General features: G+C 74.8%; 16 protein-coding genes. 13 read left to right on the forward strand and 3 right to left on the reverse strand.

Features of this window, described 5'->3' with window-relative positions:
• The first annotated feature begins 56 nt into the window (after positions 1–56).
• Genes Ae505Ps2_RS24705 through Ae505Ps2_RS24715 form a run of 3 tightly spaced genes read left to right on the forward strand, consistent with a single transcriptional unit; the run spans position 57 to position 2,997 of the window.
• Positions 57–1,196 carry a hypothetical protein gene (locus Ae505Ps2_RS24705; protein WP_139318974.1) on the forward strand — a complete coding sequence of 380 codons (1,140 nt, stop codon included), beginning with the start codon at positions 57–59 and terminating at the stop codon, positions 1,194–1,196.
• Positions 1,193–2,143 (forward strand): ABC transporter ATP-binding protein, encoded by a 951-nt coding sequence (locus Ae505Ps2_RS24710; RefSeq protein WP_249265346.1) that lies wholly within the window; start codon positions 1,193–1,195, stop codon positions 2,141–2,143. The genes Ae505Ps2_RS24705 and Ae505Ps2_RS24710 overlap by 4 nt, the downstream gene beginning before the upstream one ends.
• Positions 2,140–2,997 carry an ABC transporter permease gene (locus tag Ae505Ps2_RS24715; RefSeq protein WP_020624317.1) on the forward strand — a complete coding sequence of 286 codons (858 nt, stop codon included), beginning with the start codon at positions 2,140–2,142 and terminating at the stop codon, positions 2,995–2,997. The genes Ae505Ps2_RS24710 and Ae505Ps2_RS24715 overlap by 4 nt, the downstream gene beginning before the upstream one ends.
• 66 nt (positions 2,998–3,063) lie before the next feature.
• Here Ae505Ps2_RS24715 and Ae505Ps2_RS24720 read toward each other — a convergent pair whose 3' ends face one another.
• Genes Ae505Ps2_RS24720 through Ae505Ps2_RS24730 form a run of 3 tightly spaced genes read right to left on the reverse strand, consistent with a single transcriptional unit; the run spans position 3,064 to position 5,710 of the window.
• Positions 3,064–3,849, reverse strand: coding sequence for a lipase (locus Ae505Ps2_RS24720; protein ID WP_233147479.1), 786 nt, complete (start codon positions 3,847–3,849; stop codon positions 3,064–3,066).
• Entirely contained in the window at positions 3,846–5,087 is a 1,242-nt protein-coding gene (gene hemW, locus Ae505Ps2_RS24725) for a radical SAM family heme chaperone HemW (protein WP_233147478.1), read from the reverse strand. Before hemW ends, Ae505Ps2_RS24720 begins: the two co-directional genes overlap by 4 nt.
• 17 nt (positions 5,088–5,104) lie before the next feature.
• A complete protein-coding gene (locus Ae505Ps2_RS24730) occupies positions 5,105–5,710 on the reverse strand; it encodes a hypothetical protein (RefSeq protein WP_075554036.1) in 606 nt (201 codons plus the stop codon).
• A gap of 323 nt (positions 5,711–6,033) precedes the next feature.
• On the opposite strand from Ae505Ps2_RS24730, the gene Ae505Ps2_RS24735 reads away from it, so the two are divergent.
• From Ae505Ps2_RS24735 to Ae505Ps2_RS24765, 10 genes are all read left to right on the forward strand, one after another.
• Positions 6,034–7,701, forward strand: coding sequence for a nitrite/sulfite reductase (locus Ae505Ps2_RS24735; protein WP_075554037.1), 1,668 nt, complete (start codon positions 6,034–6,036; stop codon positions 7,699–7,701).
• Positions 7,698–7,874 carry a hypothetical protein gene (locus Ae505Ps2_RS24740; protein ID WP_020624363.1) on the forward strand — a complete coding sequence of 59 codons (177 nt, stop codon included), beginning with the start codon at positions 7,698–7,700 and terminating at the stop codon, positions 7,872–7,874. The genes Ae505Ps2_RS24735 and Ae505Ps2_RS24740 overlap by 4 nt, the downstream gene beginning before the upstream one ends.
• Positions 7,871–8,575 carry a phosphoadenylyl-sulfate reductase gene (locus Ae505Ps2_RS24745; RefSeq protein WP_020624364.1) on the forward strand — a complete coding sequence of 235 codons (705 nt, stop codon included), beginning with the start codon at positions 7,871–7,873 and terminating at the stop codon, positions 8,573–8,575. Before Ae505Ps2_RS24740 ends, Ae505Ps2_RS24745 begins: the two co-directional genes overlap by 4 nt.
• A complete protein-coding gene (gene cysD, locus Ae505Ps2_RS24750) occupies positions 8,572–9,510 on the forward strand; it encodes a sulfate adenylyltransferase subunit CysD (protein WP_075554038.1) in 939 nt (312 codons plus the stop codon). Before Ae505Ps2_RS24745 ends, cysD begins: the two co-directional genes overlap by 4 nt.
• A complete protein-coding gene (locus tag Ae505Ps2_RS24755) occupies positions 9,510–10,814 on the forward strand; it encodes a GTP-binding protein (protein WP_075311380.1) in 1,305 nt (434 codons plus the stop codon). The genes cysD and Ae505Ps2_RS24755 overlap by 1 nt, the downstream gene beginning before the upstream one ends.
• Before the next feature lie 371 nt (positions 10,815–11,185).
• Positions 11,186–11,338: a hypothetical protein gene (locus Ae505Ps2_RS32145; protein ID WP_020624367.1), complete on the forward strand. Its 153-nt coding sequence runs from the start codon at positions 11,186–11,188 to the stop codon at positions 11,336–11,338.
• A 135-nt stretch (positions 11,339–11,473) separates the two neighbouring features.
• Complete coding sequence (locus Ae505Ps2_RS24760) at positions 11,474–12,388, forward strand: sulfite exporter TauE/SafE family protein (RefSeq protein WP_075311378.1); 915 nt, start codon at positions 11,474–11,476, stop codon at positions 12,386–12,388.
• A gap of 97 nt (positions 12,389–12,485) precedes the next feature.
• On the forward strand, positions 12,486–12,614 hold the full coding sequence (locus Ae505Ps2_RS34070) for a hypothetical protein (RefSeq protein WP_020624369.1): 129 nt from the start codon (positions 12,486–12,488) through the stop codon (positions 12,612–12,614).
• 94 nt (positions 12,615–12,708) lie between these two features.
• A complete protein-coding gene (locus Ae505Ps2_RS32150) occupies positions 12,709–12,885 on the forward strand; it encodes a hypothetical protein (protein WP_020624370.1) in 177 nt (58 codons plus the stop codon).
• Positions 12,882–14,066 (forward strand): putative sulfate exporter family transporter, encoded by a 1,185-nt coding sequence (locus tag Ae505Ps2_RS24765; protein WP_083695089.1) that lies wholly within the window; start codon positions 12,882–12,884, stop codon positions 14,064–14,066. Before Ae505Ps2_RS32150 ends, Ae505Ps2_RS24765 begins: the two co-directional genes overlap by 4 nt.
• Positions 14,067–14,077: the final 11 nt, after the last annotated feature.

Below are 14,077 nucleotides of genomic sequence, written 5' to 3' on the forward strand. Positions count from 1 at the left end.
TCCATCCTAAGCTCCGCCGCGGCCGCGGCACACGGCGTGGCACGGTGGGTGGGGTGATGTCCGCACGCCGCTTCGGCCGGCGCTCCCTGATCGTCGGCGCCGGCGCCCTCGCCCTGGTCGCGGCCGGTACGACCGACCGCTGGCTCCCCGTCGACGGCGTCGCCGGGACGCCGGACCCGGTCGCGCTGCGGGCCCGGATCCTGGCGGGTGTCGTCCCCCACTCCGGGCTGGCGACGGCGACCGGCCGGCTCGGGCTGCCCACCGTCGCGCCGATCGGGTCCGCGGCCCGGCTGCTCTCCACCACCACCCGGATCCGCGTCCAGGTCGCCGACGCCGGCCGCTGGCGGGTCGACGAGCTGACCCCGGTCGGCGAGGTCGACACCTACCGCGACGGGCAGGTCGAGCAGGTCTGGGACTACGGCGCGAACCGGCTCACCACGATCGAGCCACTCGCCCCGGTGCGGTTCCCGCGGGCCTCGGACCTCGCCCCGGCCGACCTGGCCCGCCGGCTGCTCGGCGCCACCCCGGACGACCCGGTGATGGCGCTGCCGCCGCGCCGGGTGGCCGGGCTCGCCGCGGCCGGGCTGCGAGTGACCCCCGCCGACCCGGACAGCCTGGCCGGCCGGATCGACGTGTGGTCGGTCCCCGTCGGCGACGGCGCCCTCCCGGTCGCTGTCGAGATCGCCGCCCGGGACGGCGCGGGCCCGCTCCTGGAGACGGCGTTCGAGGCGGTGGAGACCGTCCCGCCGGCCGGCTCCGGCCTCGTCCCGGCGCCGCCGTCGTCGGCGGAGCGGGTGCGGACCCGCCCGGACGACCTGACCGGGTCGCTGCAGGGGGTCGGTGCGGTCCCGCCGCCGGACCGGCTCGCCGGCCGGGACCGGGTGGAGCTGCCGCTGTCCGGGGATGTCCCGGCCGCCGATCTGCTGCCCGGGGTCGGCGTCTACGGGACGGGGGTCGGCCGGTTCGTGCTGGTCCCGGCCGGACCGGAGGTCGTCGACGGGATCGTGCGCGGCTCGGCCGCCGCGGGCGGGGTGGACGTGCCGGGCCTGCCCGGCGGCTCGGCCGCCCGGGTGGCGACGCCGCTGCTCAGCCTGGTCGTCGCCCGTCGGCGACGGCGCGGGGTGCTGCTGGCCGGGACGGTGCGGCCCGGTGTGCTGGAGTCGGCCGCCGTCGAGCTGATGGGGGCGGGCCGGTGAACGACCCGGTGGTGGCGACGCACGCCCTGACCAAGCGGTTCGGCCGGGTCACCGCCGTCGACGGCGTCGACCTGGCGGTGCCCGCCGGGTCGCGGTTCGGGCTGCTGGGCCCGAACGGCTCGGGCAAGACGACGCTGGTGCGGATGCTGCTCGGACTGGTGCACGCCACCTCGGGGTCGATCGAGGTGCTGGGCTCGCCGATGCCGCGTGCCGCGGCCACGGTGCTGCCCCGGGTCGGGGCGCTGGTCGAGTCCCCCGCCGCCTGGCCGGGACTGTCGGGGCGGGCGAACCTGACCCTGCTCGACGCGGCGGGCTCGGTGGGCGGCCCGCTGCAGCGGCCCGCCGACCGGCGACGACGGGTGCAGGACGCGTTGGACCAGGTCGGCCTGGGCGGGGTCGACCGCCGCCCGGTGCGGGCGTACTCGCTGGGGATGCGCCAGCGCCTGGGCATCGCCTCGGCGCTGCTGCGCACCCCGGAGCTGCTGCTGCTCGACGAGCCGACCAACGGCCTCGACCCGCGCGGCATCGGGGAGATGCGTGCACTGCTGACCGCACTGAACGACCGGGGCACGACCGTGGTGCTGTCCAGCCACCTGCTCGCCGAGGTGGAGACGCTGTGCACCCGGGTCGGGGTGATGGACGCCGGGCACCTGGTGCTCGTCCAGGACCTCGACGAGCTCCGCGCACCCACCGGCCGGGTCGTGGTCCGCACCCCGGCCCCGGCGGCCGCGGCGCGGGTGCTCGGCCGGGCGCTGGAGTCCGCCGACGGCGACCGGCTCGTGGTGCGGGCCGTCGACCCCGCCGACCTCAACGCGCACCTGGTGCGGGCCGGGGTGCCGGTGGCGTCGCTGGAGCCCGAGCGCCGCACTCTGGAACAGGTGGTGCTGGAACGCACCGGTGACGGCTCGGACCGGGTGGCGACGGCCGGGCGGGAGGTGGCGCGGTGATCCTCGTCGAGCTGGCGCTGCTGCTGCGCCGCACCCGGGTGTGGCTGTGCTGGCTGCTGCTGTGCGCGCTGCCGGCGCTGGTCGCGGTGGTCGTCTCGGCCACCGGGATCCTCCCGCCGCCGGGGCAGGGACCGGCGTTCCTGTCCGCGGTCGCGACGAACGGGCAGATCTTCCCGGCGTTCGCGCTGGCGCTGGTGCTGCCGATCCTGCTCCCGATCACCGTGGCGGTGGTCGCCGGGGACACCATCGCCGGGGAGGCTGCCGCGGGGACGCTGCGCTACCTGCTGATCCGGCCGGTCGGACGGCTGCGGCTGCTCGTGGCGAAGCTGGTGTCGGTGGCGTTCTTCGTGGTCACCGCGGTGACCCTGGTGGTGCTGACGTCGTACGTCGTGGGGATCGCGGTGTTCGGCACCGGCACCACCACCGCCACCGGGGGCCTGACCCTGCCCCCGGTCGACGCCGGGCCCGGCTCGGTCGCGTCGCTGTCCGGGACGGTGATCGAGCCGGCGGACCTGGCGACCCGGACCGGGCTGACCGTGGCCTACCTGGCGCTGTGCATGCTCACCCTGGGCGCGCTGGGGATCTTCTTCTCCACCCTGACCGACTCGCCGCTGGCGGCGGCGCTGGCGGTGCTCGCGGTCGTGGTGACCAGCGCGTCGCTGCAGGCCCTCGACGCCTCGGCCGCGTTCGTCGACTTCCTGCCGACGGCACACTGGCTCGCCTGGATCGACCTCTACCGCGACCCGGTCCTCTACGACGCCGCCCGCACCGGGGCGTGGGTGCAGGCCGGCTGGGTGGCCGTCGCCGTCGGGGCGGCGTGGGCGAACCTGGCGACCAAGGACATCGCGAGCTGAGCGCCCGCCCGCAGCAGCCCGCCTCAGCTCCGCCCGCCTGAGCTCGCCCGGCTCGGCCCGCCCACTTCAGCCCGCGGCGCGCAGGGTGCCGCAGTCGGCCGGTGCCGCCTCGATCGGTGCGGTGGACAGCGCACGGACGACCAGACCGATCACGGCGTCGTCGGCGGGCAGGGCGCCGTGGCCGACGGTCGAGCCCGGGCACAGCTGCTGCAGCTCCACGTTGACCGCGCCGTCGAGGCGGGCCGAGGTGGGCGGGGTGACGACCCGGTCGCGGTCGGTCCACACCGACAGCCACGGCACCGCCGTCCCGGCACCGGCGAGCTCCCCCAGCAGCGCCGAGCCCGGGACGAGCTGGCGGCAGGCCTGCGGGCACGCCTCCGGGGCGAGCGCGGCGGCGGACCCGGCGACGGTCGTCCCGGCCAGCGGGGAGCCGATCGACACGATCCGCCGGGCCCGGGCCGGGCCGTCGTCGCGGACCGCCCACAGCCCGGCGACGACGCCGCCCGCGGAGTAGCCGACGACGTCGACCGACGGCGCCCCGGAATCGGTGGCGACGGTGACCGCGCGGTCCAGCACGTCCACCTGCCGGTCGAGGTCGCCGGTGCCGTCGCCGTCGAGGGCCAGGACGCGGGCGTCGCGGCCCTGGGCGCGCAGGGCCCCGGCGAGGACCTCCAGGCCGGTGCGGTCGCCGCCGTAGCCGGGGACGAGCAGGACCGGTCCCGGCCGGTCCTGGGCGACGGGCCCGCGCGCGCCGCGGGACGCGCCGGGCAGGGCGACGACGACCGCGGCCACCACCCCCACCGCGACCAGCAGCGCGACGACGACCAGCAGCGCCCGGCGGCGCGGGCTCACCGGACCCCCGCCGGGCCTGCGGTGCCGAGCACCCCCGCGGTGGCGGGACCGCTCGCGGTGGCGGGACCGGTCGCGGCGGGTTCCTCGTCGGCGATCAGCAGGTCGGTGACGACCCGGTCGGCCAGCAGCCGTCCGCGGTCGGTCAGCACGGCGCGGCCCGCCGCGTGCGCCACCGGGTCCAGCAGCCCCTCGGCGACGGCGCGGGCGGCGGCCGCGCGACCGCCGTCGTGCAGCAGGGTCAGGGCCATGCCCTCGGCCAGGCGCAGCCGCAGCATGACCCGCTCGGTGTGCCGCTCGTCGGCGGTGAGCTCCTCGCGTCCGCCCTCGGGCGTCTCCCCCGCGGCGAGCGCGCCGGCCCAGCGCGCCGGGTGCTTGACGTTCCACCAGCGCGTCCCGGCCAGGTGGGAGTGGGCACCGGGGCCGATCCCCCACCAGTCGCCGTCGCGCCAGTAGCCCAGGTTGTGCCGGCACTCGGCCCCGGGCAGCGACCAGTTCGAGACCTCGTACCAGGCGAGTCCGGCGTCGCGCAGCCGCGCGTCGAGCAGCTCGTAACGGGTGGCGGCGACGTCGTCGTCGGGGGCGGGCAGCTCGCCGCGGCGGACCCGGCGGGCCAGCGCGGTCCCGTCCTCGAAGATGAGCGCGTAGGCCGAGACGTGGTCGACACCGGCGTCGAGGACGGCGTCGGCGGAGGCGCGCAGGTCGTCGTCGGTCTCGCCGGGGGTGGCGTAGATCAGGTCCAGGTTGACGTGGGCGAACCCGGCGGCACGGGCCTCCCGGGCGGCGGCGACGGCGCGCCCGGGGGTGTGCGTGCGGTCGAGCACGGCGAGCACGTGCGGGGCGGCGGACTGCATACCCAGCGAGATGCGGGTGAACCCGCCGGCCCGCAGCCGGTCGAAGAACTCCGGGGAGACCGACTCGGGGTTGGACTCGGTGGTGACCTCGGCGTCCTCGGCGAGCGGGAGGTGCTCGCGGACGCAGTCGAGCATCGCGACGAGCCGGTCGGCGCCGATCAGCGACGGGGTGCCGCCGCCGACGAACACCGTCTCCACGGTGCGGTTCCCCACCGTCCGGGCGGCGAGCGCGATCTCGGTGCGGGCGGCGGCGAGCCAGCCGTCCGGGGACGCGGCGTCACCGGCCAGCTCGGAGGCGGTGTAGGTGTTGAAGTCGCAGTAGCCGCAGCGGGTCGCGCAGAACGGCACGTGGACGTAGAGCCCGAAGGCCGGCGGCACGGAGGTCACGTCCGGCGAGTGTGCCACTACCGGGTCGGACGGGTCGGCACCCGGACCTCGACCGGGACGCCGAGGGCGCGGGCCACCGCCGGGACGTCGAACCCGTCGAGCGGGTACTCCACGATCCCCGGATCGGTCTCCAACAGCTCGTACACGGCGTCACCGACCGGCGGCACCGACAGCTCCAGGCGCAGGAACGCCGGGACCGGGAGCAGCCGGGGCGTGGACCGCATCGCGGTGTGCACGGTGACCCGGCGGACGACGCCGCGGGGCAGCCGCACCGGACGGTCCGGCTCGACGGGGGCGACCAGCTCGACGGCGTCCGGCCCGACGACGACGCGGCGGGCGAGCCGGATCCGCGCGGCCGTGCCGAAGAAGGCGACCGCCACCACCAGCGCGATCAGGCCGAACACCAGGCCGATCAGCCGGGTCACGACGGTGTTGCCGGGGCGGCCGTCGTCCATCACCGACCAGCCGGTGGCCGCCGCCCGCAGGAAGGCGATCGCGGCGAGCATCGCCACGGCCGAGACCACGACCCCGACCGCGCCGCGCACCGGCTGCGGCCGAAGACGCACCACGTCCGTCGACGGGGTCGGGTCGTGCTGCCAGGGGGTGGCGTCGGGCGTCGTCATGGGCGGAGAATGGCCGAACCGGCACCCGCAGCGTGGCGTTTCCGGCCGGAACGGCCGTCCCGGCGGTGAACGTCCGGACCTATCCACCCACCTCTCCCAGGATGCGAACATCACTTTGTGGCGAGTCCGGACACCGTGGCACCCTGTATCCGTGCCCGCACTCCGTCTCCGCCTCGTGGCGCGTCGCCACGTGGACCTGAACCGGACCCGTAGCGCGCTCTGTCGTCGGCACTGACCCGACGGCCCCTTCTGAACCGCCCGGGCCGCTCCGCGCCCCGTCCCGGGCCGGAGTGCGCCCGAACCCACATCGGAGCACCCACCACATGGCGCCCTCGAAGACCGCACCCCGCCGCCCGAAGGGCCAGGGGCAGTGGAAGCTCGGCCACCGCGAACCGCTGAACCCCAACGAGCGCAGCAAGCGCGACGACAACCCGCTCAACGTGCGCGCGCGGATCGAGAACGTCTACGCCAAGCGCGGCTTCGACTCGATCGACCCCGCCGACCTGCGCGGCCGGTTCCGCTGGATGGGGCTCTACACCCAGCGCAGGCCCGGGATCGACGGCGGCTGCACCGCGGCGCTGGAGCCCGAGGAGCTCGACGACTCCTACTTCATGATGCGCGTGCGCCTCGACGGTGGCTCGGTCTCGGTCGAGCAGCTGCGCGCGCTCGGTGAGGTCTCGCAGCGCTACGGCCGCGACACCGCCGACGTCACCGACCGGGAGAACATCCAGTACCACTGGATCCGCGTCGAGGACGTCCCGGCGATCTGGAACCTGATCGAGCCGCTGGGCATGCAGACCACCGAGGCCTGCGGCGACTGCCCGCGCGTGGTCATGGGCTCCCCCGTCGCCGGCGTCTCCGCCGACGAGGTGGTGGACCCCACCCCGGCGATCGACGAGATCGTGCGCCGCTTCATCGGCGACCGTGAGCTGTCGAACCTGCCGCGCAAGTTCAAGTCCGCGATCTCCTGGCAGCAGGACGTCGCGCACGAGATCAACGACATCTCCTTCGTCGGCGTGGAGCACCCCGAGCACGGCCCCGGCTTCGACCTGTGGGTCGGCGGTGGCCTGTCGACCAACCCGCGGATCGCGGAGCGCCTCGGCGCCTGGGTCCCGCTGGACGAGGTGCCCGACGTGTGGCACGGCGTCATCCAGGTCTTCCGCGACTACGGCTACCGCCGCCTGCGCCACCGCGCCCGCATCAAGTTCCTCATCGCCGACTGGGGCCCGGAGAAGTTCCGCCAGGTCCTGGAGGACGAGTACCTGGGCCGGAAGCTGGTCGACGGCCCCGCCCCGGCGGTCCCCGAGCGCCCGATCGACCACGTCGGCGTCCACAAGCAGAAGGACGGCCGCAACTACGTCGGCGTCGCCCCGCCCTCGGGCCGGGTGTCGGGCACGACGCTGCTCGCCGTCGCCGACGCCGCCGAGCGCGCCGGGTCGGACCGCATCCGGTTCACCCCGTACCAGAAGATCGTCGTGCTGGACGTGGCCGACGACAAGCTCGACGGGCTGGTCGAGGACCTGAACAAGCTCGGGCTGCCGGCCCGGCCGTCGACCTGGCGTCGCGCGACGATGGCCTGCACCGGCATCGAGTTCTGCAAGCTCGCGATCGTCGAGACCAAGGAGCGGGCGATCCGGCTGGTCGAGGACCTGGAGAAGCGCCTCGCCGACGTCGTCCCCGACGTGCCGATCACGCTGCACCTCAACGGCTGCCCGAACGCCTGCGCCCGCACCCAGGTCGCCGACATCGGCCTCAAGGGCCAGATCGTCACCGACGCCGACGGCAACCAGGTCGAGGGCTTCCAGGTGCACCTGGGCGGCGGCCTCGGGCTCGACTCCGGGTTCGGCCGCAAGCTGCGCGGGCTCAAGGTCACCAGCGCCGAGCTGGGCGACTACGTCGAGCGGATCGTGCGCCGCTTCGCCGAGCAGCGCGACGGCGACGAGCGCTTCGCCCAGTGGGTCCTGCGGGCCGACGAGGCGGACCTGAAATGAGCGAGCGCGCCGCGACGTTCTACTGCCCGTACTGCGGCGAGGAGGACCTGCGTCCGGCCGAACGGTCGGACAAGGTCCCCGGCGCCGCCTGGTGGTGCGCCGGCTGCCTGCGCACCTTCGTCGTGACCTTCGTGGGGATCGGCGTCCCCGAGACCTCGGGAGCGGAATCATGAGTGTTGCCCTGGAGACCGACCTGCGGGTCACCGCCGAGCGCGGTGCCGCCGACCTCGGTCCCGACGCGACCGCCGAGCAAGTGCTCGCCTGGGCCGCGGAGACCTTCGGTGACCGGCTGATCGTCGCCTCCAACATGCAGGACGCCGTGCTGGTCGACCTCGCCCAGCGGGCGAAGCCGGACGTCGACGTGCTGTTCCTGGAGACCGGCTACCACTTCGCGGAGACCATCGGCACCCGCGACGCGGTCGACGCCGTCTACCCGCAGCTGCGCATCGTGAACGCGCAGGCGGACCAGTCTGTCGCCGAGCAGGACGCCGTGTACGGCAAGGACCTGTTCGCCCGCGAGCCGGACCGCTGCTGTGCGTTGCGCAAGGTCGTCCCGCTGGAGCGGACCCTGTCCGGCTACGACGCCTGGGTCACCGGCGTCCGCCGGGTGGAGGCCCCGACCCGGGCGAACACCCCGCTGGTCACCTACGACGAGAAGTTCGGCCTGGTGAAGGTCAACCCGATCGCCGCCTGGTCCGACGACGACATGGACGCCTACATCGCCGAGCACGGGATCCTGGTGAACCCGCTGGTCGACGCCGGATACCCGAGCATCGGCTGCGCCCCCTGCACCGCGAAGCCGAAGCCCGGCGAGGACCCCCGCTCCGGTCGCTGGGCCGGTCGCGCCAAGACCGAGTGCGGGCTGCACGCATGACCGCCCTGGAGGAGACCGCCGTGACCCCCGCCGTCACGACCCCGGCCCTGGACGCGCTCGACGCCCTGGAGTCCGAGGCGATCCACGTGTTCCGCGAGGTCGCCGGCGAGTTCGACCGCCCGGTGATCCTGTTCTCCGGTGGCAAGGACTCGACACTGCTGGTGCACCTGGCGATCAAGGCGTTCGCGCCGGCCAAGGTGCCGTTCGGTCTGCTGCACGTCGACACCGGGCACAACTACCCCGAGGTCATCGAGTTCCGGGACCGGGTCGCCGCGCAGCACGGGCTGCGCCTGGACGTCGACCGCGTCGAGGACTACCTCGCCGACGGCCGGCTCGTCGAGCGCGCCGACGGCACCCGCAACCCGCTGCAGACCCAGCCGCTGCTCGACGCGATCGCCGAGCACCGCTACGACGCCGTGTTCGGCGGCGGGCGGCGCGACGAGGAGCGAGCCAGGGCCAAGGAGCGGATCATGAGCCTGCGCGACGCGTTCGGCCGCTGGGACCCGCGCAAGCAGCGCCCGGAGCTGTGGAACCTCTACAACGGACGGCACGCCCCCGGCGAGCACGTTCGTGTGTTCCCCATCTCCAACTGGACCGAGCTCGACGTCTGGCGCTACATCCGGCGCGAGGGCATCGAGCTGCCGTCGATCTACTACGCGCACGAGCGCGAGGTGTTCCAGCGCGACGGCATGTGGCTCGCCGAGGGTCCCTGGGGCGGAGCGCGCGACGGCGAGAAGCTGGAACGCAGGTCGATCCGCTACCGCACGGTGGGCGACGGCTCGTGCACCGGAGCCGTCGAGTCCACCGCCACCACCCTCGACGAGGTCATCGCCGAGGTCACCGCGTCGCGGCTCACCGAGCGTGGCGCGACCCGGGCCGACGACCGGCTGTCCGAGGCCGCGATGGAGGACCGGAAGAAGGAGGGCTACTTCTGATGACGGGCACTGCCGACACCGCCTCCCGGTCCCTGCTGCGCTTCGCCACGGCGGGCTCCGTCGACGACGGCAAGTCCACCCTGGTCGGGCGCCTGCTCTACGACACCAAATCGGTGCTGGCCGACCAGATCGAGGCCGTCGAGCGCGCCTCGGTCGACAAGGGGATGTCCACCCCGGACCTGTCGCTGCTCGTCGACGGCCTGCGCGCCGAGCGCGAGCAGGGCATCACCATCGACGTCGCCTACCGCTACTTCGGCACGCCGACGCGGGAGTTCGTGCTCGCCGACACCCCGGGTCACGTGCAGTACACCCGCAACACCGTCACCGGCGCCTCCACCGCCGAGCTGGCGGTGCTGCTGGTCGACGCCCGCAACGGCGTGGTCTCCCAGACCCGCCGGCACGCCGCGGTGCTGTCGCTGCTGCGCGTCCCGCGTCTGGTCCTGGCGATCAACAAGATCGACCTCATCGGGTACGACGAGGCCAAGATCGCCGACATCGAGCGCGAGTTCACCGAGCTCACCCGCTCGCTCGGCTTCGACGACGCCGCGGTGCAGGTCATCCCGGTGTCCGCGCTGGTCGGGGACAACGTGGCGTCCCGCAGCGGGCACACCCCCTGGTACACCGGGCCGACGCTGCTGGAGCACCTGGAGTCGGTCCCGGTCGAGGGCCCGGACACCACGGCCCCGTTCCGGATGCCGGTCCAGTACGTGATCCGGCCCCGCACGGACGAGCTCCACGACTACCGCGGCTACGCGGGCCAGGTCGCCTCGGGCACCGTCCGTCCGGGCGACGAGGTCGTCGTCCTGCCCGAGAGGCACCGCACCACGGTCTCCGAGGTCCGGACGGCCGACGGCCCGCTGGCGGCCGCCGGGGCCGGGCTCAGCGTCACCGTGCTGCTCGCCGACGACATCGACGCCCCCCGCGGCGCCCTGATCGCGGCCGCGTCCGACGTCCCGGAGGTCACCTCCGAGATCGACGCGACGCTGTGCTGGCTGGCCGAGAAGCCGCTGCTGCCCGGCGCGCGACTGCTGCTCAAGCACGGCACCCGCACCACCCAGGTGATCGTGGGGGCGCTGGGGTCGCGGCTGGACACCGAGACGGTGTCCTACGCCCCCGCCCCGGAGAAGCTGGAGATCAACGACATCGGACGGGTGTCGCTGCGCGTCGCCGACCCGCTGCCGGTCGACGCCTACGCCCGCGTCCGCACCACCGGCGGGTTCCTGCTGATCGACCCGCCGACGGGCAACACGCTCGCCGCCGGGCTGGTGGGCGACCCGCTCGCGGCGGTGCCGGCCGCCGGCTGACGGTGACCACGCCCGACGGCCCCGCACCCGCTCCGGGTGCGGGGCCGCGGTCGTCCCCGGCCCCGCGACGACGACCGCGACCGACGGGACCGTGGCGTCGCGACCCGGCGATGATCGCGACGAGTGAGGGGATCGGTGCCCGAATCGGCACCGATCCCCTCACTGCTGGCGATCACCGGGTGGGCGCGACGGCGCACGGTGTCCGGACCGGCCCCGGTGTGTCGGGTCACAGCCGTGGCCCACGACAGCGATTCGTCCACGCCTCCGCCCGGACACCGGCTGGTCACAGGAGTTGTCCGGACACCTTCACCGCGGTCCCGACCTGCGGACGTCGGCTTGTCGACACCCCGCTCGCGTTCCACCATGGATCGGTGACCACCACCGCCACGCCCGCCGACCGGGTCCTGTCGCCCGGCCGCTCGCAGGCGGATCCGGCGGTGTCCTGGCACCTCGTCGCGCACCTCGAGCGGTTCTGGCCGTCGCGCCGGCTCGACGCGTTCGACGAGTTCTGTCGCGCTCGCTGACCCGTCCCACGGCGCCGAGCGCCACCCCACCACACCACCGGTCACCGTGACCGCGGCCGCCCCGCACCCGCGTCCCCCACCGGGACGCGCCGGGGCCCGGGACCGCGTCCGCCGGCAGTCCGGGAAGGATCGTCCGTGCCCACACTCATCGTCTTCGCCCTCGTCGGCCTCGCGGCCCAGCTGGTCGACGGCGCGCTCGGCATGGCCTACGGCATCACCTCGACCTCGCTGCTGGTCTTCGCCGGGATCAACCCGGCCACCGCGAGCGCCTCGGTGCACCTGGCCGAGGTCGGCACCACGCTCGCCTCCGGCGCCTCGCACTGGCGCTTCGGCAACGTCGACTGGAAGCTCGTGCTCAAGCTGGGCGTGCCGGGCGCGGTCGGCGCGTTCCTGGGAGCGACGCTGCTGTCGGCGCTGTCCACCGAGAACGCCGCCCCGTTCATGTCGGGGATCCTGCTCGCCCTCGGCGTCTACGTCCTGCTGCGCTTCAGCGTGCGGCCGCCGAAGGTCGCCACCGCCCGCACCTCCCCGCACGGCGCCCGGTTCCTGTCCCCGCTCGGCCTGGTCGCCGGCTTCGTCGACGCGTCCGGCGGCGGCGGGTGGGGCCCGGTCTCCACCCCGGCCCTGCTCGGCGCCGGACGGACCGCACCGCGCACCGTCGTCGGTTCGGTCAGCGCCTCGGAGTTCCTGGTGGCGCTCGCCGCGAGCGCCGGGTTCCTCGTCGGGCTCGGCCACGAGGTGCTCGACCCCTCCACCATCGGCGGGCTGCTGATCGGCGGGGTGCTGGCCGCGCCGCTGGCGGCCTGGCTCGTCACCCGCATCCCGGCGCCGGTCCTGGGCTCGGCGGTCGGCGGCGTCATCATCCTCACCAACGCCCGGACGCTGCTGCGGGCCGCCGACGCGAGCGGGGCGGTGACCGCGGCCGTCTACGCCGTCATCCTCGTGCTGTGGGCGCTGGCGATCGGTGCGGCGGTCATCCGGCTGCGCCGCAGCCGGACCGAGGACGCGGCGACGCCGGTCGACCAGGAGCAGCCGGTCTCCACCAGCTGACCTCCCCACGGGCCGGGCGGATGCGGTGTCCGGACACCCCGTCCGTCCCGTGGGCGACACCTTGTCCGCTTCGTCCCGACGGCGCACGATCGGGGCCATGACCGCCCCGGTGTCCCGTCGCTGCGCGACGCACCCCGCGGTCCTCGCGTACCTCGCGCGACACCGGGAGGAGTTCTGGCCGTCCCGGCGGCCGCACGCCTACGACGAGTTCTGTCCACGGTTCTGACGCGCGTGGCCCGGCCGGGCCACGCGCCGCCGTGTACCCGCACCCACTCGTCGTGGAGGAACTCCATGTCCCGCACCACCTCCGGGGGCCACCCGTGAGCACCCCGTCCGACACCCCGCCCGGCACCCGCGCCGGCACCGACCACGAGCCCGGGGACGTCCCCGCACAGCGCCGGCTCGCCCTGAACGAGGACTGGGCCGCGACGGTCGTCGGCCTCCTCCTGCTCGTGCTGATCCTGTCCGGGCTCTGGCCGGGGTGGCTGGTCCCGTGACCGACCAGCACGCCGGCCGACCGGCCGAACCCCAGACCCCACCGCCGCCCCAGCCGGAGACCGGGCCCGACTCCGGGTCCGGCTCCGGGACACAGGCGTCGACCCGCTCCCCCGTCCTGTGGGGGCTCGGCGGCGTCGCGGTCGTCCTCGTCCTCGGCGGACTCGTCCGCTTCCTCGAACAGACCGTCCCGGACGCCGCCGAGGGCACCGCGCTGTCCGGGATCGCCGACGCGATCGAGTACCCGGTCTACGCGATCGCGCTCGGGCTGCTCGGCAACGTCGTGCTCACCCTGACCGGGCTGCGCGAACGGCTCTCGGGCGGCTTCCGCACCGAGTTCTTCATCAAGACCGGTCTGGTCCTGCTCGGCGCCTCGATCGACTTCTCGGTCATCGTCCGCGCCGCCGGACCGGCCGTGGTGCAGGCGGTCGTCCTGATCACCGTGGTCTTCGGCTTCACCTGGTGGCTCGCCGGGCGGGCCGGGGTCGACGACAAGCTCCGCGCCCTGCTGGCGTCCGCGGTGTCCATCTGCGGCGTCAGCGCGGCGATCGCGGCCGCCGGCGCGGTGCAGGCCCGCAAGGAGCAGCTCGCCTACACGGCCAGCCTGGTGATCCTCTTCGCGCTGCCGTCGATCTTCCTGCTGCCCGCCGCCGTCGGGGCGCTGGGGTTGTCGCCCGCCGTCGCCGGTGCGTGGATCGGCGGCAACATCGACACCACCGCCGCGGTCAGCGCGGCCGGGGCGATCGTCGGCGAGGAGGCGCTGCAGATCGCGACCATCGTGAAGACCACCCAGAACGCGCTGCTGGGCGTCGTCGCGGTGGCGCTGACGGCCTATTTCACGCTGAAGGTCGAGCGCAGCGGCTCGGCGGGCCGGCCGGGCCTGCGCGAGTTCTGGGAGCGCTTCCCCAAGTTCGTGCTCGGGTTCCTCGCCGCCTCGGTGATCGCGACCGTGTTCGTCGCGACCGCCGGCTCCGACGTCGCGAAGCCGCTGATCAGCGACGTCAACGCCTTCCGGACGACGTTCCTGATCCTGGCCTTCGTCTCGATCGGCCTGGAGTTCCGGGTGGCACCGCTGCGGGAGGCCGGGTGGCGCCCGATCGGGGTGTTCGCCGCGGCGACCGGGGTCAACCTGGCCGTCGGCCTCGGACTGGCGGTCCTGCTGTTCTCCGGTCTGACGGTCTGAGTCCGGTCCCG

It is taken from the genome of Pseudonocardia sp. Ae505_Ps2 (assembly GCF_001932425.1).
Lineage (GTDB): Bacteria > Actinomycetota > Actinomycetes > Mycobacteriales > Pseudonocardiaceae > Pseudonocardia.